Genomic DNA, 22867 nt, shown 5'->3' with positions numbered 1-22867 from the left:
ACCATGACCGCCGACCAGGTCGTCGGCCGGCTGGGGAGCGGGATGACCCTCGGCATCGGCGGCTGGGGGTCACGCCGCAAGCCGATGGCCCTGATCCGGGCGCTGCTCCGCTCGGACGTCACGGACCTGACCGTGGTCTCCTACGGCGGCCCCGACGTCGGACTGCTGGCCGCGGCCGGCAAGATCCGCAAACTGGTCGCCGCCTTCACCACCCTGGACTCGATCCCGCTGGAACCGCACTTCCGGGCCGCCCGCGAGAGCGCCGCCTTCGAGATGACGGAGCTGGACGAGGCGATGTTCATGTGGGGGCTGACCGCCGCCGTCCACCGGCTGCCCTTCATGCCGATCCGGGCCGGGCTCGGCTCGGACCTGATGCGGGTCAACCCCGGCCTGCGGACCGTCGTCTCCCCGTACGAGGACGGCGAGGAACTGGTGGCCGTGCCCGCCCTCCGGCTCGACGCGGCGCTCGTCCACCTGAACCGGGCCGACGCGTTCGGCAACGGCCAGTACCTGGGCCCCGACCCGTACTTCGACGACCTGTTCTGCGAGGCGGCCGACACCGCGTACGTCAGCTGCGAACGCATCGTCGACAGCGCCGAGCTCCTGCAGGCAGGCGCGCCCCAGACACTGCTGGTGAAGCGGCACTCGGTCACCGGGGTCGTCGAGACCCCGAACGGCGCCCACTTCACGTCCTGCGCCCCGGACTACGACCGGGACGAGGCGTTCCAGAGCGCGTACGCCAAGGCCGCCGCCGACCCAGCGGCATGGCGGGAGTTCACCGACCGCTTCCTGTCCGGCGACGAGGACACCTACCAGGCCGCCGTGGCGGCGTTCGCGAAGGAGGGCGCATGAACGCGAAGGACACTTCAGGCGTGACCCGCGCCGAGTACTGCGTGGTGGCGTGTGCTGAAGCCTGGCGCGGGGACGGTGAGATCCTCGCCAGCCCGATGGGCACCGTGCCGGCGATCGGCGCCCGGCTGGCGAAGCTCACCTTCTCGCCCGATCTGCTGCTCACCGACGGCGAGGCGATGCTGATCGGCGACGTCCCGGCGATCGGGGGCGCGTCGGAGCTGATCGAGGGCTGGCTGCCGTACCGCCAGCACCTGGCGATGGTCACCGGTGGCAAACGGCACGTAATGATGGGCGCCAGCCAGGTGGACCGGTTCGGCAATCAGAACATCTCCTGCATCGGCGACTGGGAACAGCCCAAGCGCCAGCTGCTGGGCTCCCGGGGCGCACCCGTCAACACCCTCAACAATCCGACCAGTTACTGGGTGCCGAGGCATTCCTCCCGGGTCTTCGTCGCGCGGGTCGACATGGTCAGCGGCGTCGGCTACGACCGCGCGGCGACGGCCGGGAAGACCGCGACCCGGTTCCACGAGATCCGCCGGGTCGTCTCCGACCTCGCCGTCTTCGACTTCGACACCCCGGACCGGTCGATGCGGATCCGCTCCCTGCACCCGGGGGTAACGGCGGAACAGGTGCAGGACGCCACCGGCTTCCCGCTCGTGATCCCCGCCGACGTCCCGTTCACCCGTGAGCCGACGGACGCCGAACTGCGGCTGATCCGCGAGGTGATCGACCCCCGGGGCCTGCGGGACCGCGAGGTACGGGCATGAGCGGGCCGCCCGACGGGACCCCCGCGTCGTTCGACACCCCGGCCTCGTTCGAGACCCCGCTGACCAAGCTCGTCGGAGTGCGGTACCCGATCGTGCAGACCGGGATGGGCTGGGTGGCGGGCCCCCGGCTGGTGTCCGCCACCGCGAACGCGGGGGCGCTGGGCATTCTCGCCTCCGCCACCATGACGACGGAGCAACTGCGCGCTGCCGTGAAAGAGGTCCGGTCGCGGACCGACGCACCGTTCGGCGTCAATCTGCGGGCGGACGCGGGCGACGCCGCCGAGCGGGTCGGCATCCTCATCGAGGAGGGCGTGCGGGTCGCGTCCTTCGCCCTGGCGCCGTCCCGGGACCTGATCGCCCGCCTCAAGGACGCGGGCGTGGTCGTCATCCCGTCCATCGGCGCCCGCCGCCACGCGGAGAAGGTCGAGGCGTGGGGCGCCGACGCCGTTCTGGTGCAGGGCGGCGAGGGCGGTGGCCACACCGGCAACGTCGCGACGACGGTGCTGCTCCCGCAGGTCGTGGACGCCGTCGGCATCCCCGTCATCGCGGCCGGCGGCTTCTTCGACGGCCGCGGGCTGGTCGCCGCCCTGGCGTACGGGGCGGCCGGGATCGCGATGGGCACCCGCTTCCTGCTCACCTCCGACAGCACGGTCCCGGCCGCGGTCAAGGCCCGCTATCTGGCGGCGTCGGTCAAGGACGTCACCGTCACCACCAAGGTCGACGGCCTGCCGCACCGGATGCTGCGCTCGGAACTCGTCGACGCCCTGGAACGCTCGGGCCGGCCCGCCGCCCTGCTGCGCGCCCTGCGGCACGCGGCCGGGCTCAAGCACGATTCCGGGCTCGGCTGGCGGCAGATGGTCCGCGATGGTCTCGCGATGAAGCACGGCAAGGAGCTGACCTGGAGCCAGGTGCTGCTGGCCGCCAACACCCCGATGATGCTCAAGGCGTCGATGGTCGAGGGCCGCACTGACCTCGGGGTGATGGCCTCGGGCCAGGTCGCGGGCCTGATCGAGGACCTGCCGTCGTGCGCGGAGCTCGTCGGCCGGATCATGACGGAGGCCTGGGCGGCGCTCGGCGCGCTGCCCCGGGAGCCGGTGCGGTAAGCCCCCGCAGCCCGGTCGTCAGGCGCCCTGGGCCAGCCAGTCGTCGATCTCCGCCCGCAGCCGCGCCTTGGTCCCGTCCGGCGCGAAGGAGGCGTCCACTCCGGCGCGGGCCAGTTCGGCCAGCACCTCGTCGTCGTAGCCGAAGGCGTCACGGACGAGCTCGTACTCGCGCGCCAGTGACACGTTGATCATCGACGGGATGTCGGTGCTGAGCGTGACGAACAGCCCGGCCGCGCGCATCCGCTCCAGCGGGTGCGCGCGCAGCGACGCCGCGAAGCCGAGGGCGACGTTCGACGACGGGCACACCTCCAGCGGGATCCGCCGCTCCCGCACCTCGGCGACGAGTGCCTCGTCGTCCAGGATCCGGATGCCGTGTCCGATCCGCTCGGCTCCCCCGATGTCCAGGGCCGCACGGATGCTCTCCGGCCCACAGGCCTCTCCCGCGTGGTGCACGATGTGCAGCCCGGCCTTGCGGGCGGCGACGAAGACTTCCGCGAACGGTTCGACGGGGTGCGCCTCGTCCCCCGCGACCCCGATGCCCACCACGCCGGCCCCGGCGTGGCGCTCGGCGAGCTCCAGGGTGCGCCAGGCGCGCTCCACCGACCGGCGGCGGGAGTGGTCGAGCAGCACCCGGCACTCGATGCCGAACGTTTCCTGGCCCGCCGCCAGCCCTTCCAGCACGCTCACCAGCGGCATGTCGAGATCGCCGAGCCGTTCGCCGTGGCCGGCGGCGGTGAAGGACACCTCGGCGTAGCGGGTGCCGTTGGCCGCCTCGTCCTCGCAGAACTCGTAGGCGATCCGGTGGAAGTCCGCCGGCCGGCGGAGGCAGGACCGGACCAGGTCGTTCTGCGCGAAGAAGTCCGCGAAGCTCTCGAAGGCGTGTCCGCCGTCCACCAGATGCGCGGGGATCTCCACCCCGTTCGCGGCCCCGATCTCCGCCAGGGTCTGCCACCGCACGGTGCTTTCCAGGTGGACGTGCAGGTGGGCCTTGGGAAGCGCGCGCAGATCACGCGTCGTGGCGGGAGTCGACGTCATACCGGGAAGCCTGCCACCGGGTGTGGGAGCCGTCGAACGAATTGCCCCGCCGTTCCAGGACCGGCCCTACAACCGCTCAATGATGGTGACGTTGGCCTGGCCGCCGCCCTCGCACATGGTCTGCAGGCCGTACCGGCCGCCGGTGCGCTCCAGTTCGTGCAGCAGCGTCGTCATCAGCTTGGTGCCGGTGGCCCCGAGCGGGTGACCCAGCGCGATGGCGCCGCCGTTGACGTTGACCTTTCCGGGGTCGGTGCCGGTCTCCTTGAGCCAGGCGAGCACGACGGGGGCGAACGCCTCGTTGATCTCGACCAGGTCGATGTCGTCCATGGACAGCCCGGTCTTCTTCAGCGCGTACGCCGTCGCGGGGATCGGCGCGGACAGCATCCGGATCGGGTCCTCGCCGCGGCAGGACAGATGGTGGATCCGGGCCCGCGGCGTCAGGCCGTGCTCGGCGACCGCGCGCTCGGAGGCGATCAGCATCGCCGAGGCCCCGTCGGAGACCTGCGAGGAGACGGCGGCGGTGATCCTGCCGCCCTCCACCACCGGTTTGAGGGCGGCCATCTTCTCCAGGCTGGTGTCCCGGCGCGGTCCCTCGTCGGTGGTCACAGCGCCGTACGCGACGATCTCGCGGTCGAACCGTCCCTCGTCGATGGCGCGCAGCGCCCGCTGGTGGGAGCGCAGCGCGAGCTCCTCCATCGCCTCACGGGTGATGCCCCACTTGTCGGCGATCAGTTCGGCGCCGTGGAACTGGTTGACGGGCTGGTCGCCGTAGCGGGCCCGCCAGCCCTCCGAGCCGGCGAACGGGCCCTCGGTGAGGCCGAGCGGGTCGGCGGCCTGCCGGCTGGCGAAGGCGATGGGGATCATCGACATGTTCTGGGTACCGCCCGCGACCACCAGGTCGCTGGTGCCGGAGAGCACCGCCTGGGCGGCGAAGTGCACGGCCTGCTGGGAGGAGCCGCACTGCCGGTCGACGGTCACCCCGGGCACCTCCTCGGGAAGGCCCGCCGCCAGCCACGCCGTCCTGGCGATGTCGCCGGCCTGCGGGCCGACGGTGTCCAGGCAGCCGAACACCACGTCCTCGACCGCCGCCGGGTCGGCTCCCGAACGCTCCATGAGCGCCTTGAGGACATGTGCGCCGAGGTCGGCGGGGTGCACGGCGGACAGTCCGCCCTTGCGCCTGCCGATCGGGGTGCGGACCGCTTCGACGATGTAGGCCTCGGCCATGACTACTCCTCGGTGTCCTTCACGAATGTCGCTTCGTCCATGTCGGTTGTCGATGCCGGTCGTCCATGCCGGTTGTTCGGCTCAGCTCCGGACGGCCACGCCGTCCAGCACCATCGACAGGTACTGCCGGGCGATCTCCTCCGGGCTGTGCTGTCCGCCCGGCCGGTACCAGGAGGCCGCGACCCAGACGGTGTCGCGGACGAACCGGTAGGTGAGCCGGACGTCGAGGTCGGCGCGGAAGACTCCGGCGGCCACCCCGCGCTCCAGCGTCCCCAGCCAGGCCCGTTCGAACTTCACCTGCGAGTCGGCGAGATAGCCGAAGCGCGGCTGGGCGGCCAGGTGTCTGGCTTCCTTCTGGTAGATCGCCACCGCCGCCCGGTGCCGGTCGATCTCCTTGAAGGACTGCGTGACCAGGGCCTCGATGGTCTCCCTGGGCCCGAGGCCGGCGGCCAGCACCTCGTCGTACCCGGCCCACAGTTCGTTGAGGAAGGTCGAGAGGATCTCGTCGACCATCGATTCCTTGGAGTCGAAGTGGTAGTAGAGGCTGCCCGCGAGCATTCCCGCCTCGTCGGCGATGCGCCGGACGGTCGTCGCGTTGTAGCCCTGCGCGGCGAACACCTCGGCCGCGGTCGCCAGGAGTTCGCCGCGGCGCTCGGGGGCGGCGGTCATCGTCGTCTTCTTGCTGCTCTTGCTGCTCTTGCTGCTCTGGCTGCTTTTCGGCACCGGGTCATTCTCGCCTCACGCGTGCTGGCTGCTGGCCGACACGGTCTCGCCGGTCAGGTACGAGGAGTAGCCGCTGGCCAGGAAGACGATCACGTTGGCGATCTCCCACGGTTCTGCGTACCGCCCGTAGGCTTCCCGCTCGGTCAGTTCGGCGAGCAGCTCGGGGGTGGTGACCTTCGCCAGGTGCGGGTGCATGGCCAGGCTGGGCGAGACCGCGTTGACCCTGACCCCGTAGGCGGCCGCCTCGACGGCGGCGCAGCGGGTGAGCGCCATGACGCCCGCCTTGGCGGCGGCGTAGTGCGCCTGCCCCGCCTGGGCGCGCCAGCCGACCACGGAGGCGTTGTTGACGATGACGCCGCCGCTGCCGGCCCGCCGCATCCGGCGGAGTGCGGCACGGGTGCAGCGGAACGTGCCGCCGAGAGTGACGTCGAGGACCTTGGACCACTGCTCGTCCGTCATGTCGACGAGCTCGGTGGTCCCGCCGAGCCCCGCGTTGTTGACGAGGATGTCGAGCCGTCCGTGCCGCTCCTCGGCGAGGTCGAACAGCGCGGTGACGTCGTCCTCGCTGGTGACGTCGCAGGCCACGCCCGCCACCCGGTCCGCGCCGAACTCCGCCGCCAGCGCCTCGGCGGACTCCTTGATCCGGCGGGGGTGCGCGTCGCCGATGACGATGCTCGCGCCCTCCTCCAGCAGTCGGCGCGCGGTGGCGCCGCCGATACCGGCGCCCGCCGCCGCGGTGACGACGGCGGTGCGCCCGGCCAGGAGGTCGTGCCCCTGCGGATACGGGGGCGGGGTACCCAGGTTCGCGGTCATACGCGGAACTCCTCCTCGACGGCTGACGGGGCGTACGTTAATCTACCAAACACTTGTTAGGGAAGGCTCGTAGGGGAGGACGGAATCCGATGGACCTCGACTTCACGCCCGGGGAGGACACGTTCCGGGCCGAGGCCCGCGCCTGGCTCGCCGCGCACGTCCCCGCCACCGCGCTGCCCTCCCTGGAGACCGCCGAGGGCTTCGCCGCCCACCGCGATTGGGAGCGCGAGCTGTCCGGCGCCCGCTGGTCGGTGGTGTCCTGGCCCGAGGAGTACGGCGGCCGGGGCGCCTCGATCCTGCGCTGGCTGGTGTTCGAGGAGGAGTACTACGCCGCGAACGCGCCCGGCCGGGTCAGCCAGAACGGCATCAACCTGCTCGCCCCGACCCTCTTCGAGCACGGCACCGACGAGCAGCGCGCCCGCATCCTGCCCGCCATGGCGAGCGGCGCGACCATCTGGGCGCAGGCCTGGTCGGAACCGGAAGCGGGCAGCGACCTGGCCTCGCTGCGCTCCACCGCTACCCGCGCCGACGGCGGCTGGCTGCTGAACGGACAGAAGACCTGGTCGTCCCGCGCCGCCTTCGCCGACCGCGCGTTCGGCCTCTTCCGCAGCGACCCGGCGGCGGACCGGCCGCACCGCGGTCTGACGTACCTGATGTTCGCCCTGGACGCGCCGGGCGTGACGGTACGGCCCATCGGACGCCTCGACGGCAAGCCCGCCTTCGCCGAGCTCTTCCTGGACGACGTCTTCGTCCCCGACGAGGACATCATCGGCGCCCCCGGCCAGGGCTGGCGGGTCGCGATGAGCACGGCGGGCAACGAGCGCGGCCTCACCCTGCGCAGCCCCGGCCGCTTCCTGGCCGCCGCCGACCGTCTGACCGCGCTGTGGCGCGAGCGGGCGGACCCGCACGACACGGCGCTGCGCGACCGGGTCGCCGACGCGGTGATCGGCGCCCGCGCCTACCGGCTCTTCACCTTCACCAACGCCTCCCGTCTCGCGGAGGGCGGGGACATCGGCGCCGAGTCCAGCCTCAACAAGGTCTTCTGGTCGGAACTCGACATCAGGCTGCACGAAACCGCCCTCGACCTGCTCGGCTCCGACGGCGAACTCGCCGACGGGGACGACGGCGGCGGCTGGGCGGAGGGCTACGTCTTCTCGCTCGCCGGGCCGATCTACGCCGGAACCAACGAGATCCAGCGCGACATCATCGCCGAGCGGCTGCTCGGCCTCCCGAAGGGACGCCGGTGATGCGGTTCCTGCTCGACGCCGAACAGACCGCCTTCGTCCGCACCCTGGACCAGCTGCTGGCCGCGGCGGACACCCCGGCCGTCGTCCGCGCCTGGTCGGCGGGCGACCACGGCCCGGGCCGCGCCCTGTGGGAACGTCTCGCCGGGACCGGCGTCTTCGCCCTGGCGGTCCCCGAGGAGTACGACGGCCTCGGACCGCTCCCCGTCGAACTCGCCGCGGCATTCGTGGAGCTGGGCCGGCACGCGGTGCCGGGGCCGCTGGCCGAGACCATCGCCGTCTGCGCCCTCCTGCGGGGACTCGGGGACCGCGGTCCGGCGAAGGAATGGCTGCCGCGCATCGCCTCCGGCGAGGTGCTCGTGACGCTGGCGCCGGCCGGCTCGTACGCCCTGGACGCGGATGCCGCTGACGCGGTCTTCCATGTCGTGGCGGACGGCCTCGCGCTCGCGACCGGCCACGGGCCGGTCCGCGCCTCGCTCGACCCCGCCCGCCGGCTCGCCCGCCCCACGGGGGGCGAACCGCTCATGTCCGGCCCGGCCGTACGGGACGCCGTGCGCGAGGCGGCCGACTGGGCCTCCTTCGCGACCGCCGCCCAGTCCCTGGGCACCGGCCTCGCCCTGGTGGAACAGACGGTGGCCTACGTAAAGCAGCGCACCCAGTTCGGCACCGCCATCGGTGGCTTCCAGGCCGTCAAGCACCAGCTCGCGAACGCCCTCCTCGGTCTGGAGTTCGCCCGCCCGCTCCTTTACGGGGCGGCGGTGGCACTGGCCGGCGGCTCGCCGGGCGCGGGCCGCGACATCGCCGCCGCCAAGGTCGCCTGCGGCGAAGCCGCCTATGCGGCGGCCCGCACCGCGCTCCAGCTGCACGGGGCGATCGGCTACACGGCCGAGTACGACCTTTCGTTGTGGATCGGCAAGGCGACCGCGCTGCGCACGGCGTGGGGCACGCCGGCCGAGTGTCGGGCGCGGGTGCTTGCGGGGTAGCCGGGTGCGTCCTGGGTACCGGGGCCGGGCTCTCCGGCGCAGGGGTTCGAAATCGACTATTTACGGGCCTGGCGGCCCACAAATAGCTCGGCAGCATTTCGAACCCCTACGCCTCCGATCCCGGCCCCCTCGCCGCCGTTCGAACGCTTGGGCGCCATTGCCCGCCCCCCACTGCGTCTGCTGTGATCCTCCGGTTGCAACTCGTGACCAACCCGATTGACCAGGGGCTATATGAGGCTGCGTCAGCTGTTCGTTTCACTGGTGGCGGGAGCCTTACTGCTCTCCACCGCCGGTGCCGCCGCTGCCACCACCACCGAGCCGGCGAACGCCGGCACCGCACGGACCGAGTGCTCGGCGTCCCTCTTCGAAGGAGACCCACGGCTCGGCCCGGAGGTGCTGCCCACCAGGGGCGCCGTCGGGAACGAGCTGTTCCTGTACCAGCGCACGGGCGGGCTCTCCGAGCAGGCGTTCCTGTCGACGTACAACACCGGCACCAGTTGGATCTACCCGCCCCAGAACGGCTACGTCATCGGCCCCGACGGCCGGCCCGTCGAGTGGCAGCAGACCCTGCTCCCCGGCCAGGACATCGACCGGTTCGGCAGTGAGTACGGCTCCTTCCTCGCACCCGAGGGCCTGCCGTACGCCAACCGCTCCATCCCGCCGCAGAGCCTGGACGGCACTCCCGCGGCCGGTTGCAACTACCACGACTACCGCGTCCTCAAGCCCTTCACCGTGGACGCGGGACCGATCGCACCCTGGTTCGCACAGCCCGGCTACGGCCTCCAGTACCAGCTGGACGCGACCCTCGTGCCCGGCTCCCCGACCGCTCTCAACGTCATGTGGCTGGTGGCCAACGGCTATTTGCAGCGGCTTGTCTAGGGCCCACAAAAAGGACGATCGCCGAGAGTGATGATACGGAACCGACGGTAGTCGCAAGCACGCTGTACAGGAGCGTTCCGGCGTGGACAGATGTCGCGCAGGCGGAAATCGGAAGATCCAGTGGCGGCCTCCAAGGCCGTTACCGGTGATTCACGCTCAGTGACCGCTGCCGCGATGAACTCAGCAGATGGCCCCGCCGGGCACCATCAGCTGCCTACCGGGCGGTACTCCGCGACGGTGGTCCGGAAGAAAGCGATCCGGCTGGGAGGACCGTAGGGGCCTGAGAGGGGCCATACTGGGGGTAATGACGAAATCAGCCGTGACCCGCCGCCACCTGCCCGCCAGCCCCTTCCGGATTCCGGTCGCCCCTCCCGTCGAGAACTTCGAGGTGGGTGACCGGGTAACGCATGACGTCTATGGACTCGGCCGAATCATCGGTGTCGAGGACGAGGTCGCCGTGCTTGCCGACTTCGGATCCCGCCAGGTACGGATCATCAAGCCGTACTCGAAGGTAACGAAGCTCTGAGGTTCCTGGCCGCGCCCCCGCAAGGACGCGGCCAGGATTCTCCCCGCCCGCCGCCCTGAGCCCAAGGGACCTCAGGGCCGGCTCGAAACTCCGGCATGCCCGCGCCCGGCGCGAGACGCCGGCCAGTATCCCGGCTCCGGTCCACCGGGCCGCCGCACCATCTCTTCATGCTCCAACTCCCCACCGTTCAGACGTGTTCCCAGCCCGTGAAGTTCCCCGGCTCCGGCACGAATCTCATGACTTTCGCGGCCCGGGGGTCGGTTCAGCGCGCCAGTGAGGCCCCGTCGCCCATGGCGATCACCGGGTGGCTCCGCGGGTCGAGGGCGCGCAGCAGGTCGACCATGTGTGCTGCGGACAGGCTGACGCAGCCGTGCGTCGGGCCGCCGTGGTCGACGTGGATCCAGATGCCGCCGCCGCGGCTTTTGCCCAGCGGCTGTCTGCTGTCCAGCGGGGACGCACCCGGCACGCGGTTGTAGTCGATGGCGACGACGTAGTCGAAGGACCCGCCCAGCGCCTCGCCGCGGAATCCGGTGCCGCCCGCGGTGAAGCCCTGGGAGCGGTGGTACGGCAGTCCGCTGCCCGGGTCGGGCTTGAAGCCGCCGGCGTCGCTGAGCGTGAAGACCCCTACGGGGCTGTGCAGATCGCCCTCCTGGTGTGTGCCGGTCCAGCCGCGCAGGGCGTTGTGCGCGGGCCAGGCGGCTCCCGCCCGCCAGCGGCCGTCGGCGGCCCGGGTCCACAGGGTGACGGTGGAGTCGGAGGAGTCCTTCGCCCGGCCCGAGGCGAGCAGTACCTGGTGGGAGGCGGTGGGGATCGCCGCGAGGGTGGCGGGGCCAAGACCGGGGATCCGGTCGGTCGCGTGGCCGGCGGGCGCGTTGTCCTGGGCGGCGTCGGCCACGGTCGCCGACGGGGGCCCTGCGCCGGTCCTGACGACGGCGGGGACCGAGGCCGCCCGGTCCTGCGACCGCGGGCCGATGAGGGGGTCGATCGGGCCGATGGAACCGAACCCGAACCAGGCCGCTGCGGTGGCCAGCGACAACACCGTCGTCACCCCGGCCAGGGCGGCCGTCCGGCCGGAAGCGCGACGCCGGGACCGGTGCCGCGCGCGGTGGCGGCCATGGCTGGTTCGCGTTTCGGGCACTGTGACGGGCCTCATGGGCAGCGATACTCGCAAAGTCCGGGCCCGCTGGGGGCCTCCGGGCCGACATCCGTCCCAGATGTCCTGACCCGTCCCTCACACATCCGGGAGGGGAACTGATGAACAATCGCACGATGGACGAGACCTCCCCGTACGACAGTGCCCTGCCCGACGACCGCGACCGCGACCCGTCAGGGCGGGCCCGCAACGCCCGGCCACGCGACGGACTCGGCCGGCCCCTGCCGTACGGGGCGCCCGGCGTGGAGCGGCAGCCCGAGGGCGTGCCGCGCTCCCCCGGGCAGTCGCTGGCCGAGGCGCAGCGACTGCTCGACGCGGGGCTGCCGTTCCACGCCCATGAGGTGCTGGAGGACGCGTGGAAGGCGGCCGACGAGCCGCAGCGGGCGCTGTGGCGCGCCCTGGCACAGCTCGCCGTGGGGCTCACCCACGCGCTGCGGGGCAACGCGTCGGGCGCGGCGACCCTGTTGCGCAGGGGCGCTGACGGCATCGAGCCGTACCGGGACGCCGCGCCGTACGGGATCGACATCGCGGGCCTCGTCGGCTGGGCCCGCGAGCTGGCGGACCGTCCCGGTGCGGCGCAGGGCGCCCCGGCTCCGCGGCTGGTGGTGGAAGAAGGCGTGTAACGCGTTTGGACGCCCGGCCCAAGTACAGATGTAAGACATCGCTCATCTGTTCAAGGAGTCGCCCGTGCAAGCGAAGCATTCGATACCGCCACCTGGCCGCGCTGCCGGCTCTTCTCAGAACGCTCACACAGCGCTCTCACAGGACTCTCACACTGGCTCGGGATGATCAGGTCAACCGGGGCGACGAGAGAGGGCCCGCCGTATGAAAAAGCGTCTGCAGCCCATGCGCGGAACGGTTCATACCCTGTCCCGTCTGCTGGGCAGGACCGGTGTCCTGGTCGTGGCCTGGCTGACCGTCACGGTCGCGGGGACCGGAGTGGTCGTCGCGACGGGCGAGTCGCCGTTCGCGGCCTCCGAAGCGGTGAGTGGGCCCGCTGTGTTCGCCGGGCTTCCCGGGGTGTCGAACACCGTGCACGCGACGGCGAGCATCAAGCAGGTCGGCGCGCTCTTCGACGGCGGGCTGTCCGGCGGCCATTACTGCACGGCGAGCGTGGTGCAGAGCGCCGGCAAGAACGTCGTCGTGACCGCGGCGCACTGCCTGTCCGGGGGTACCGGCGACACGGTCTTCGTACCGGGTTACCACGACGGCGAAGCACCGTACGGTGTCTGGCCGCTGGAGAGCGTGACGCTCGCCCCGGGGTGGACGAGCGGCGCGGACCAGGACCTGGACGTGGCGTTCGCCGAGGTGGCGCCTGTGAACGGCCGTGAGATCCAGGACGTGGTCGGCGGCTACACGATCGGCACCAGCGGGAGCGGCGACAACGACGGGACGACGGCCACCACCGTACGGATCACCGGCTACCCGTCCACCGCGGACGCACCGCTCACCTGCTACAACGACGCCATGGCGTACACCGCCGACCAACTGCGGATCGCCTGCACCGACTACACGGGCGGGACCAGCGGTAGCCCCTGGGTCACCGGCCTGGACCCGGACACCGGTACCGGGACGGTCATCGGTGTCATCGGCGGCTACGAGGAGGGCGGCGACACTCCGGACGTCTCGTACAGCCCGGCCTTCGACAGCGTGATCGGTTCCCTCTACGAGAAGGCCGTCGCGGCCTCGCAGTAGATCGGTTCGATGGAAAAGATGCTGCGCGAAATCGAATCACCCCACCGGCGCCGGAGCGCAGGGTCCGCGCGTGTAGACGTCGGCCCCGGGACCCGGAGTTGGCCGCGGATCCCGGGGCCGACGCTGTCACACCCTCACCCGCCCCGACGGCGGGTGAAGGGCCCGACCCAGCAGGCGGCGCAACCTGGTGGGTCGGGCTGGTCGTTGGCCTGGTCCCATCTTCAATGCCCGGTCTTGAGCGGGGCTCGTGACGGGCTGTAGCACGGCCACGAGCGACGAGGCCCCTGCCGGTGCCCGGGGAAGGGCCGGCGGGGGCCTCGCGTTCGATGGGCCGCTGTCAGCCGCGCAGCAGGAAATCGTAGACCGCCTGGCGTCCGGCGTCGCTGGTGGCCCGGCTCTGCACGGAGTGCGCCGCTCCGGGCACGATCACGACCTGGCCGAGCGGGGCCATCTTCGCCTCCTGGCGGAGCCATTCCATCGGGGTGGACACGTCCCGGTCGCCGCCGAGCAGCAGCACCGGCACCCGGGGCAGTTTCCGGTGACGGGGCGGGGCCGCCGGCACGGGTTCGCGCGGCCAGTCCAGGCAGCTGAGGATGAAGCCGTTACGGGTGGCGGTGGCCGCGTCGAAGGGCCAGGTGCGGGCCGGTGCGAGCTTGCGCTCGACCCTGTCCAGCGCCGCGGCCCGGCCGTCGACCGGAGTGTCGGACGTGCCCCACGGGTAGTGGTAGTCGGCGCACAGCGTGCTGGCGTGCAGACCCTGGCTGAGTTGCTCGGCCGTGGCCGCCGACCCTTCCCGGGTGCCGTCGATGTACCCCTGCAAGGTCTGCGGCTGGCCGGCCGCCGCCAGGTGCAGCGCCTCGGGGACGCCCTTGAAGTCGGGGTCGACGAACTCGTAGGTGGTGATCATGTCCAGGACGGCGGGCCCGTTGTGGTAGGTCCGCACCACCTGGGCGAGGTCACGGGCCGGGTCGGTGGTGCACGCGGTGGCCGCGCAGGCGGCGCGCAGCACCCGGGCGGTGGCGGTGAGGGTGGTCAGGTCCGGCAGGTTGTCGCCCTGCTGCGGCACCACCGAGTCCAGCACCAGCCGGTTGACCCGGTCCGGGTGCGCCAGTGCGTACCGTTCGGCGACGAAGGTGCCGTAGGAGACGCCGTCCAGGGTGATCCTGCGGGCGCCCAGCGCCTGCCGCAGCAGGTCCAGGTCGCCGACGGTGTCGGCGGTGCTGAAGTAGCGCCGGTCGGGGCCGATGGCGGCCGCGCAGTCCTTGACGGCCTGGTGAGTGGGCGGCGTCAGGTCGGAGGATCCCATCTCCTTCTGGAGTTGCGGGCATTGGAGCGCGCCCGCGCCGGTGCCCCGCTGGTCGATCATGATCATCCGGTACTGGCCGAGTACGGGCGCCATGATGCCCGCGATCCTGGTCATGAGGGGCACGCCCGGCTGCCCCGGTCCTCCGGCGAGAAAGATCAGATCGCCCTTGGGTGCCCGGGTGTTGCCGGTCATGGCCACGCTGAGCGCCAGGGTGCCATGGGTGCGCCCGGAGTGGTCGAGCGGGACGGCGAGGGTGGCGCAGGTGAATTTCTCCTGCCCCGGGCACGGCGCCTGCCCGGTGAGGTGACCCGTGCGCTGGGGCGCGGTGGCCGGCGCCCCGGCGGGAACGGCCGTGGGGGCCGCCCCTGCTGTGAGCGCGCCGGCGGCCGCCAGGGCCACCAGCCCCGTCATCGTCCGTCTGCGGAACCGCACTGCGACCATGGACCCGTCCCCAATCCCCGTTGTTCCGCCGTTTTGTACGGCTGAACGGGGGCGCGCCGCCCGGACTCCCCCGTCCGTCCGACGGTGCGCCCCCGCACCGCACAGGCTGCTATGTGCCCCGCCGTACCGCGAGCGTTTGTGCCAGGATTCGATGAGGTTCAAAGGGTGAGCGGGCCGCGGGGCCCCGGGGGAGAGCATGATCCGACTGGCAGTGGACTCCACCGGGCTGGCCAGGTCCCGGTTCGCCGTCTCACCGCTGATCGAGGCGGCCGGCACCCTGATGCCGTGGGGAGTGCGGGGACCGCTGAGCGCGGACCCCTGGGTGTACCGGGCCCGGCGGCTGCTGCGCCGGGAGGACCTGCCGCTGCTGACCGCGCTCGCGGTGGACCGGGCCGGTTATCTGCCGGACTTCCTGACTCCGTATCCGAGTGTCCCCTCCCCCGATGTCGCCGACGAGTTGGAGCAGGTGCGCACCACCCCGCCGGAGCGGGTCGTCGCCGAAATGGAGGCGGTGCGGGTCGGCCGCCCCGCGAACGGGCTGGCGGGACGGGAACTGCCGGACGTGGTGCGCGAGACGCTGGACCGCGGCGGCCGGTATCTGGCCGAGCGCGCCGCGGACGAGCTGGGCCGCTACTGGGAGAGCGGCTTCGCGGCCCACTGGCCGCAGGCCCGGGCGGTGCTGGAGGCCGAGGTCGACCAGCGGGCCCTGACCCTGGCCCGCTACGGCGCCGCCCGCCTCTTCGACTCGCTGCATCCGTCGATCCGCTGGGACGGCGGAACCCTCCGCGTCGACAGCCGCTTCGAGGTGACCCTGCCCGTGCCGATGGTGCTGCTCGTGCCGTCCCTGGTGGCCTACGCGATCGGCGTCTCCATCGACCCGGTCCGGGGGGTGCCGCTCCGGCCACCGGCGCTGATCTACCCGGCGCGGCCGCCGGCGGCGGACAGGGCGCCGCCCAGCGCGGAACTGGCCCGGCTGCTGGGCCCGACCCGCGCCGATCTGCTCGCCTCGCTCGACCGGCCGGCGACCACCACGGCGCTGGCCGCCACCCGCTTCCTCAGTCCCGCGACGGTCTCGTACCACCTGGGTGTCCTGCGCAGGGCAGGGCTGGTCAGCAGCACGCGGTCGGGCCGGGAAGTGCTGTATCTGCGCACTCCGCAGGGCGGGCGGCTGCTGTCCTCCCCGCCGGGGTAGCCCTCAGCCCTGCTCGGCCGGTGCGGTCAGCAGGCCCAGCGCGGTCAGGTCGTCGACGGGCTCGTGGACGCTGCAGGAGCCGACGGACGTGAAGGCGGAGCGCACCCGCGCGACGCCTTCGGCGCCGAGCCGCTCGACGCGGTCACGGACCGTGCCGGCCGTCCGCTCGGCGAGCAGCGCCGCCACCGCGTCGCTGCCGGCCCCGTCCAGCGCCGCTTCGGTGGCCAGCAGGACGTTGAGGAACCCGTGGTGCTCGAAGCCGGTCGCGGGGTCGGTGTGCCGCAGGGCGTGGTGCAGTCCCGCGGTGCATTTGAAGGCCAGTCCGCGGCTCGCGCAGGTGATGATCGCCCCGGCCAGTTCCGCCTCGCCGGGGAACGCCGCGGCGGCGGTGCCGCCGGTGCGCAGTTTGGCGTGGTGCCGGCTCGCCGCGAGGGCGTCGGCCACGTCCGGGCCGAGGGCGCCGCGCGGTACCTCCACATGGGCGGTGACGTCCGCGGGCAGCTCGCGGTCGAGGACGGCGAGCGCCGCACCGATCGCGGCGCCGTCGGGCAGCGCGATCTCCACGGCCGCGAGACGGGCGCCGGACACCTTCGCGAGCAGGTCCAGCGCGGGCGGCAGGGCCGGGGTGCCGCCGGGCACGGTCAGGCCGATGCCGATGACGTCGTCGCCGGGGAGCGCCGCGATGGCGGCGGCGAGCTCGCCGAGCCGGGGGGCCGGGAAGACGAAGGGGCCGACGAGGTCCGCGAACCACGCCGTCCGGTGGCCGAGGTGCGCGGGCAGCGCCCGCGGCAGCGGTACGTCCCCGGGCGGGAACAGTGCGGCGTCGTCGATCAGTCCGGACCAGGCGGTGTTCATGAAGCGGCCTTCCCTTGGGGTGGCGCTGCCGCCACCCGCGTGGAGGGGACCGGTTCGCCCGGTCCCCTCCACGGATCTCAGCGGGTCAGCTCACCTTTCGTCAATCCTTCAGGAGATTGAAGTTACTGGTGGTGACCGCTCCCTTCTTGATCTTCACGGTGGTGGTGGTCGGCTGGTAGCCGTCCTTGGCGATGATCAGGGTGAGCGGGTTGTTGCGGACGTCGAGCCACAGGGCGTACGTACCATCCGTGCCCGTCTTGAGCGTGTAGTGCGTCGCCCAGGTGTTGATCTGGACGGTCGCACCCGCAAGCGGCGTGCCGGCGCCGGTCACCGTACCGGTGATCTTGGCCCAGGTGGCCGGGGGCTTGACGGTGAACGTGACACCGATCGGGTCCAGCCGGTAGGGGGTGTCACTGGTCAGCGCCAGCGAGGCGTGGAACGTGCCGGGCTGGGTGACCTCCGGGACCGACGCGTCCAGCGTGACGGTGAACGAGACCGTCGCGCCGGCCGCCACAGTCAGCTTGTCCGTGCTCTCGCTCAGCCAGCTGACGTCGGCGCTGTCCGACTGGTCGTAGCCGGGCAGCAGCTCAGCCGTCTTGACGGGCGTCTGGCCCGCCAGGCCGCCGATCGCGTAGAAGCCCGGTCCCGCGCCGCCGCGGTAGACTGACGCGTTGGCGTTGGGCAGTGCGCTCCAGGTGTTGTCGGCCGGGTTGTAGGCCCACGCCTGGTTGGTGATGGCCGCACCGCTGTTGATGGCGCCGCCGGCGATCAGCAGCAGGCCGTTGGCGGAGGTGTACGACGTGCCCCACTGGTCGGTGGGCTGGTCGGCGATCGGCGACCAGGCGTTCGTGGCCGGGTCGTAGCCGTAGCCGTGCTTGACGGTGCCCGCGTCGGTGGTCCCGCCGGAGCAGTACAGCTTGCCGCTGATGGCGCCGCACGCCTCCCAGGAGATGGCCTCCGGGTAGGCGGCCGCCGCGGACCAGCTGTTGGACGCCGCGTTGTAGACCGACACGTCGGTGGTGCCGCAGGCGGTCGCGGTGCAGCCGCCGACGACGTACAGCTTGTCGTTGACGACGGCGCTGCCCGAGCCGGCGTACGGCTTCGGGGTCGCCGCGCCGGTGGACCAGGTGTTGGCCGCGGTGTCGTAGATCTCCAGCTTGGCGTCCGGAGCGCCGGAGGCTCCCCAGCCGCCCGCGATGTAGAACTTGCCGCCGATGACTCCGTGGGCGGGTGCCTCACGGGTGTCGGCCGCGGCGGCCTTCTTGGTCCAGGTGCCCGCGGTCGTGTCGTAGGCGTACAGGTCGCTGGTGTCCGCGGCCCCGGTGAAGCCGAAGCCCGAGTAGACGGTGCCGTTGGCGACGCCCACGGCGTTGTCGCCCGTGGTCACCGGCAGGTCGGCGATCGTCTGCCAGGCGGTGCCGGCCGCACCCTGCGCCGCGGGGGTGACCCGGGGCGCCTTGTCCGACGTGAGCGCCAGCTTGGACGTGCTGGTCCTCACGAGGTTCAGCGGGGCTCCGCCGGTCTTCGCGATGACGAAGTCACCCGCGGTCTCGCCGACGTTCAGGGTGGCGGGAGCGGTGCCGGTGTTCTTCACCGTCACCTTCTGGGTGGCGGTGCCGCCCCAGGCGGCCGTCTTGCTGATGGCGCCGGGAGTGACCTGCAGCCGGCCCGCCTTGAGCGCGAGGTCGGCGCGGACGGTGCCGTCCGGCGGCACGTTCGCGGTGGCACTGGCCTTGGAGTAGCCGGCGGCCGCTGCCACGAAGGGGTGCTTTCCGGTCAGGTGCGAGAACACCCAGTAGAAGCCGTCACTGAGCGCCGCGTCGTCCGGGGTCGCCGCGGTCGTGGTCTTCTCCGCGGGGGCGTCGGCGCTGGTCACCGTCGCACCGTTGACACCGGTGTGGGTGTTGGCGTCCGTCACGTTGCCGACCACCAGGCCGCCGGGGACCGGGTCGTAGGAACGCTGGCCGACGAAGACGTTGTCCAGCTCCCACCAGTAGGCCCAGGTGCCGGAGTAGTGGAAGCGCAGCCGGACGTCGCTCTTGCCCGCGTAGGCGGTCAGCGGCAGGTCCACGTGCTGGGGGCCGAGGAGCGAGGTGGTCGTCTGGTGCCACAGCGTGGTCCAGGTGGTCCCGCCGTCGGCGCTGACGTCCACGTCGGCGGTCGAGTTGGAGTAGCCCTTGTACTCGGTGTCGAAGCCGACCACCGGGGTGGTCTTCCCGGTCAGGTCGAACGACGGGGAGAGCAGCTGGCTGTCCTGGTGCTTGCCGCTGCCGATGTGGTCGCTGTCGATGATGGCGAAGCCGCCGGTGCCACCGGTCTTGTTGGTGCGCTTGCCGGCGTCGTCGAAGCCCCAGCCGCCGGTCGTGCCGTCGGCGTTGGTCACGCTCCAGCCCGCGGGCGCGGTGGTGGTGGAGTCGAACGGTTCGGTCGCGCCGTTGAGGTGGACGGCGTAGCCGGGAGCCTGCGCGGCGATCGCGTCGACCGGGACGGCGACGTTCACGGTCTGGTCGGCGGTGCCGACGGCGACGACCTTGTCGACCGACTGGTAGCCGGTGTAGGCCGCGGTGACGTGCAGGGTGTAGGAGACACCCTGCGGGAGCGTCAGCTGGTACGCGCCGGTGGCCGGGTCGGTGAACACCGGGCCGCCCGGTACTCCGTTCACGGTGATCTTCGCGTAGAGCGGCCAGCCGTGCCCGGATCCGTCGGCGACCTTGCCGGAGACGGTCTGGCGCGGCACGGCGTCCAGGGCGAACGACTGGGTGACCGTACCGCCGTCGGCGAGGACGACCGAGGCGACGGTCTTCGTGGCGTAGCCGTAGGCGCTCGCCGAGACGTCGTAGCTGCCCGGCGGGATGTCGAGCTTGTAGCCGCCGGCGGCGTCGCTGACGGCGCTGTGGTCACCTGCCTTGACCTGCGCTCCGGCCAGTGGCGCGCCGGTGGCGTGGTCGGTGACCGTACCGGAGATCACGCCGTGCGGTCCGCTGCGGAAGGCGTCGAGGCCGTTCGGGGTGCCGAGGCCGGTCGGGCCGTCGTAGCCGGTGCCCGCGGTGCACAGGTAGGCCGGCGTGCAGGTGCCGTTGATGCCCGTGGTCACGTCGTTGAGCGAACCGGGCTTCGCGTACGGGTACGCGTTCGGGTAGGTGCCGGCGCCGGGGGTGCCGGCCGCGGCGTACACGCCCGCGATGATCGGCGAGGCGGCGCTGGTGCCGCCGTACACCGACCAGCCGGAGGCTCCGTAGGTCTGGTAGACCGCGACACCGGTCAGCGGGTCGGAGACCGCCGAGACGTCCGCCACCGCGCGCTTGGCGCAGGGCGTGTCCGTCTGGAAGGCCGGCTTGGGCTCGTAGAGCGAGCACCCGGAACCGGGCCCGCCGTACGAGTTGTGCCAGACCGACTCCGTCCAGCCACGGCCGCTGCCCGCGTCCCTGGCCAGCGCGGTTCCGCCGACGGAGGTCACGTACTGGGAGGCCGCCGGGTAGCTGACGCCGTAGTCGCTGTCACCCGAGGACGCCACGATGGCCACGCCCGGGTGGTTGTAGTACGGGTCCATCGCCGTGGTCTCCGACGGGTCCTCGCCGCTGCCGGGCGTGGAGTTGTAGCCCGTGCCGTACGAGTTGGAGACGTACTTGGCGCCGAGTGCGACCGCCTGGTCCACCGCCGCGCCGAGGTTCTCGAAGCTGGGGTCGTCCGCCTCAACCAGCAGGATGTGGGCGTTGGGGGCGGCCGCCGACACCATGTCGACGTCCAGCGAGATCTCACCCGCCCAGCCGGGGTCGGGCGCCGGGTAGTCGGTGCCGCCGCGCTGACTGACCTTCTTGAAGCAGCCGTTGGCGGTGGTGCAGGCCGGGAGTCCGTACTGCGCCCGGTAGACCGCGAGGTCGGCCTCCGCGGTCGGGTTGTCGTAGGCGTCGACGATGGCCACGGTCTGGCCGGCGCCGCCGTCGGCGGGGAGCGCGTAGGCGCTCTGCAGGTCCCCGGGGCCGAAGCCGTTCGGGGTCGCCGCGTTGATCCCGACGGTGCCGCGCAGGTCGGTGCGGCGCAGCGCGAAGCAGCTGAACTGACCGGGCTTGGCCGCGCCGCACTGGGCCGTGACATCGGGCCGGGCGGCGGAGGGGACGGCCGACGCCGTTGCAGCGGCAGGCAGTTGGAGGCCGAGCAGGGCCACGGTGGCAGAGGCGGCGGCGATGACCGACGCCACGCCTCTGCGTCTTCCGGGCCGCCGCTGTATGGGTATACGCAAAGCAGGACTCCTGGAATCTGACCGGAGCCGGCCGGTACAGGGGTCGACCGGCCGACGGCGGGTCCAATGGACCGCTTGCGTATACCTACGCCTCAGCCGTATCAGCGGAACGTGACAAGGTTGTCGGATACCTGACAGTCATCGACCCGGCATTCGGCGTCACGTTCCTGTCAATCGGACGCCGCGGCTCCGTCTGCGGCCTCGTTCGCGGCCCTGTTCGCCTGCCCACCGGCGGCACCGCCCACCCCGGCGCCCTTCGCCGCGCCCGGCTCGTCGAGCCAGCCGTGCCGGGCCGCGTGCCAGACGAGTTGGACGCGGTTCTCCACGCCCGCCGCACGCTCCATCACCGCGAGATGGCGCTGCACCGTACGGACGGCGACCCCGAGCGCGCGGGCCATCGCCTGGTCGGTGCTGCCGTTCACCAGCATCGCCAGGATCCGCAACTGGACGGCACTGCGCCCACTGGAACCCCGCTCCCGCAACGGCGTACTCGACGCCCACACCGCCTCGAAGAGCGCGACGAGAGCGTCCAGCAGACCACTGGGACGCACCAACAGCATGGCCGGGCCCGGCACTTCGACCTCGGGGGCCAGCGGCAGCAGGGCCAGCGACCGGTCGGCGATGCAGAGCCGCATCGGCAGGCTCTGCGCCACCCGGACCTCCTCGCAGGCCGCTCGCCTGCCGCCCGCGCCGCCCAGGGCGCCGGGGGTCTCCAACGCCGTCCGGTCGCGCACCACCCGGTGGCGGACGCCCTCGTCGAGCCGCTCCGCCACGTCCAGCGGGTCGTGCCACTCGCCGTCCGCGGGAAACGGGCCGCGGACGAACGAGGCGACCTCGGTCCGCGCGGAGCGCCGCAGTTGCTCGGCCCACAGGCCGGCCGCGCCGTAGCCCTCCACGACCTGGACGATCTCCTCGGACCGGTACCCCTCGTGCACCCGCTGGTACTCCACCGCCAGCCGGTCCAGCAACTGCCGCCCCTGCCGCAGCTGTTCCTGGGTCCTGGCCACCAGCGGCAGCAGTCCGACCCGCGGTGGCGCCGGATACCAGCGCCCGTCACCGCCGGACCTGGCCAGCCCGCGCGCCCCGAGCTCCGCGCAGACCGCCTCGGCCCGCGTCACCGGCACCCCGAGGTCCCGGGCCAGCCCGGCCGCCGCCACACCGCGCGTGGCCACCAGTAACCCGTAGGCCCGGTCCGCATCGGCGCTCAACCCCAGGGCCTCAAACGGACGTTCGGTCATGATCGGGCACACTAGCCGGAGTCGGCGCGCGGATCCCCCGGAATGCGGGTATGTCACACAGCCGATACGTAGCGTGACGTGCAGGGTCGCCCGCGCACTGCCACCACTTAAGGACCCGCGCGGCCCGACCGGCTACGCGGTGGAGCCCACGGCGTGCGGGCCACGTACGGTCGCACTGCCGGGAACCGGCTCGGACGGGTCCGCGCCCAGCGCGACGATCCGGTTGCCCTCGCCGACATGCACGATCTTCGGCTTCAGGGCGCGCGCCTCGGCGTCGTCGACCTGGGCGTAGCTGATCAGGATGACCAGATCGCCAGGGTGCACGAGATGCGCCGCGGCACCGTTGATCCCGATCACACCCGAACCGCGCTCGCCCTCGATGACGTACGTCTCCAGCCGGGCGCCGTTGTCGATGTCGACGATATGGACCAGCTCACCCGGCAGGAGGTCGGCCGCCTCCATGAGGTCGGCGTCGATCGTCACCGAGCCCACGTAGTGCAGGTCGGCCTCGGTCACCCGGGCACGGTGGATCTTGGACTTGAACATGGTGCGCTGCATGGCTGCGACTCCTGGCGGTGAAAGGTCGCGCCCCTGAAGG

The 22867-nt window shown here is 72.2% G+C and carries 20 protein-coding genes; 10 read left to right on the top strand and 10 right to left on the bottom strand.

Translation table 11 applies throughout. From position 1 onward, the window contains the following. The first annotated feature begins 3 nt into the window (after nucleotides 1–3). From C8250_RS36670 to C8250_RS36660, 3 genes are read left to right on the top strand one after another with little or no spacing between them, the layout of a single operon-like run. On the top strand, nucleotides 4–852 hold the full coding sequence (locus C8250_RS36670; RefSeq protein WP_138354247.1) for a CoA-transferase: 849 nt from the start codon (nucleotides 4–6) through the stop codon (nucleotides 850–852). Further along, complete coding sequence (locus tag C8250_RS36665) at nucleotides 849–1619, top strand: CoA-transferase (protein WP_138354195.1); 771 nt, start codon at nucleotides 849–851, stop codon at nucleotides 1617–1619. Before C8250_RS36670 ends, C8250_RS36665 begins: the two co-directional genes overlap by 4 nt. Next, nucleotides 1616–2722: a nitronate monooxygenase gene (locus C8250_RS36660; protein ID WP_138354196.1), complete on the top strand. Its 1107-nt coding sequence runs from the start codon at nucleotides 1616–1618 to the stop codon at nucleotides 2720–2722. Before C8250_RS36665 ends, C8250_RS36660 begins: the two co-directional genes overlap by 4 nt. A gap of 18 nt (nucleotides 2723–2740) precedes the next feature. Here the strand turns inward: C8250_RS36660 and add are convergent, their stop codons facing one another. The 4 genes from add to C8250_RS36640 all read right to left on the bottom strand — a co-directional run bounded on the left by add (nucleotide 2741) and on the right by C8250_RS36640 (nucleotide 6517). Then, nucleotides 2741–3757: an adenosine deaminase gene (add, locus tag C8250_RS36655; RefSeq protein ID WP_138354197.1), complete on the bottom strand. Its 1017-nt coding sequence runs from the start codon at nucleotides 3755–3757 to the stop codon at nucleotides 2741–2743. Nucleotides 3758–3823: 66 nt separating this feature from the next. Continuing rightward, on the bottom strand, nucleotides 3824–4981 hold the full coding sequence (locus C8250_RS36650; RefSeq protein WP_138354198.1) for an acetyl-CoA C-acetyltransferase: 1158 nt from the start codon (nucleotides 4979–4981) through the stop codon (nucleotides 3824–3826). 81 nt (nucleotides 4982–5062) lie between these two features. After that, nucleotides 5063–5650 carry a TetR/AcrR family transcriptional regulator gene (locus C8250_RS36645; protein ID WP_138354248.1) on the bottom strand — a complete coding sequence of 196 codons (588 nt, stop codon included), beginning with the start codon at nucleotides 5648–5650 and terminating at the stop codon, nucleotides 5063–5065. A 69-nt stretch (nucleotides 5651–5719) separates the two neighbouring features. Continuing rightward, a complete protein-coding gene (locus C8250_RS36640; RefSeq protein WP_138354199.1) occupies nucleotides 5720–6517 on the bottom strand; it encodes an SDR family oxidoreductase in 798 nt (265 codons plus the stop codon). An 89-nt stretch (nucleotides 6518–6606) separates the two neighbouring features. Between C8250_RS36640 and C8250_RS36635 the strand changes: the two genes are divergently transcribed. The 4 genes from C8250_RS36635 to C8250_RS36620 all read left to right on the top strand — a co-directional run bounded on the left by C8250_RS36635 (nucleotide 6607) and on the right by C8250_RS36620 (nucleotide 10149). Continuing rightward, complete coding sequence (locus C8250_RS36635) at nucleotides 6607–7764, top strand: acyl-CoA dehydrogenase family protein (RefSeq protein WP_138354200.1); 1158 nt, start codon at nucleotides 6607–6609, stop codon at nucleotides 7762–7764. Further along, a complete protein-coding gene (locus tag C8250_RS36630; RefSeq protein ID WP_138354201.1) occupies nucleotides 7764–8744 on the top strand; it encodes an acyl-CoA dehydrogenase family protein in 981 nt (326 codons plus the stop codon). Before C8250_RS36635 ends, C8250_RS36630 begins: the two co-directional genes overlap by 1 nt. 261 nt (nucleotides 8745–9005) lie before the next feature. Beyond that, nucleotides 9006–9623: a TNT domain-containing protein gene (locus C8250_RS36625; protein ID WP_198357600.1), complete on the top strand. Its 618-nt coding sequence runs from the start codon at nucleotides 9006–9008 to the stop codon at nucleotides 9621–9623. Nucleotides 9624–9927: 304 nt separating this feature from the next. Continuing rightward, nucleotides 9928–10149: a hypothetical protein gene (locus C8250_RS36620; RefSeq protein WP_138354203.1), complete on the top strand. Its 222-nt coding sequence runs from the start codon at nucleotides 9928–9930 to the stop codon at nucleotides 10147–10149. Nucleotides 10150–10411: 262 nt separating this feature from the next. Here C8250_RS36620 and C8250_RS36615 read toward each other — a convergent pair whose 3' ends face one another. Then, nucleotides 10412–11197 (bottom strand): L,D-transpeptidase family protein, encoded by a 786-nt coding sequence (locus C8250_RS36615; RefSeq protein WP_244809601.1) that lies wholly within the window; start codon nucleotides 11195–11197, stop codon nucleotides 10412–10414. A 206-nt stretch (nucleotides 11198–11403) separates the two neighbouring features. On the opposite strand from C8250_RS36615, the gene C8250_RS36610 reads away from it, so the two are divergent. Next, nucleotides 11404–11925: a DUF309 domain-containing protein gene (locus C8250_RS36610; protein WP_198357601.1), complete on the top strand. Its 522-nt coding sequence runs from the start codon at nucleotides 11404–11406 to the stop codon at nucleotides 11923–11925. 202 nt (nucleotides 11926–12127) lie between these two features. Beyond that, a complete protein-coding gene (locus C8250_RS36605; RefSeq protein WP_244809599.1) occupies nucleotides 12128–12997 on the top strand; it encodes a trypsin-like serine protease in 870 nt (289 codons plus the stop codon). Nucleotides 12998–13334: 337 nt separating this feature from the next. Here C8250_RS36605 and C8250_RS36600 read toward each other — a convergent pair whose 3' ends face one another. Next, nucleotides 13335–14744, bottom strand: a complete 1410-nt coding sequence (locus C8250_RS36600; RefSeq protein ID WP_187145133.1) for an alpha/beta hydrolase — start codon at nucleotides 14742–14744, stop codon at nucleotides 13335–13337. Nucleotides 14745–14940: 196 nt separating this feature from the next. Here C8250_RS36600 and C8250_RS36595 point away from each other — a divergent pair, with 196 nt between their 5' ends. After that, the gene (locus tag C8250_RS36595) at nucleotides 14941–15936 is read left to right on the top strand and encodes a helix-turn-helix domain-containing protein (protein ID WP_138354206.1); all 996 of its coding nucleotides are present in this window, start codon (nucleotides 14941–14943) and stop codon (nucleotides 15934–15936) included. A 3-nt stretch (nucleotides 15937–15939) separates the two neighbouring features. On the opposite strand, the gene C8250_RS36590 is transcribed toward C8250_RS36595, so the two are convergent. The 4 genes from C8250_RS36590 to panD all read right to left on the bottom strand — a co-directional run bounded on the left by C8250_RS36590 (nucleotide 15940) and on the right by panD (nucleotide 22827). Then, nucleotides 15940–16791 carry a hypothetical protein gene (locus tag C8250_RS36590; RefSeq protein ID WP_138354207.1) on the bottom strand — a complete coding sequence of 284 codons (852 nt, stop codon included), beginning with the start codon at nucleotides 16789–16791 and terminating at the stop codon, nucleotides 15940–15942. 100 nt (nucleotides 16792–16891) lie between these two features. Further along, nucleotides 16892–20989: a carboxypeptidase regulatory-like domain-containing protein gene (locus C8250_RS36585; RefSeq protein ID WP_244809597.1), complete on the bottom strand. Its 4098-nt coding sequence runs from the start codon at nucleotides 20987–20989 to the stop codon at nucleotides 16892–16894. Between the two features lie 212 nt (nucleotides 20990–21201). Next, a complete protein-coding gene (locus tag C8250_RS36580) occupies nucleotides 21202–22269 on the bottom strand; it encodes a LuxR family transcriptional regulator (RefSeq protein WP_138354208.1) in 1068 nt (355 codons plus the stop codon). A 132-nt stretch (nucleotides 22270–22401) separates the two neighbouring features. Further along, entirely contained in the window at nucleotides 22402–22827 is a 426-nt protein-coding gene (panD, locus tag C8250_RS36575) for an aspartate 1-decarboxylase (RefSeq protein ID WP_138354209.1), read from the bottom strand. Between the last annotated feature and the right edge of the window lie 40 nt (nucleotides 22828–22867).

Source organism: Streptomyces sp. So13.3 (assembly GCF_005860785.2).
Classification (GTDB): domain Bacteria; phylum Actinomycetota; class Actinomycetes; order Streptomycetales; family Streptomycetaceae; genus Actinacidiphila; species Actinacidiphila fildesensis.
Note: the sequence above shows the minus strand (reverse complement) of the source record. Positions and strands in the feature narration are given on the sequence as shown.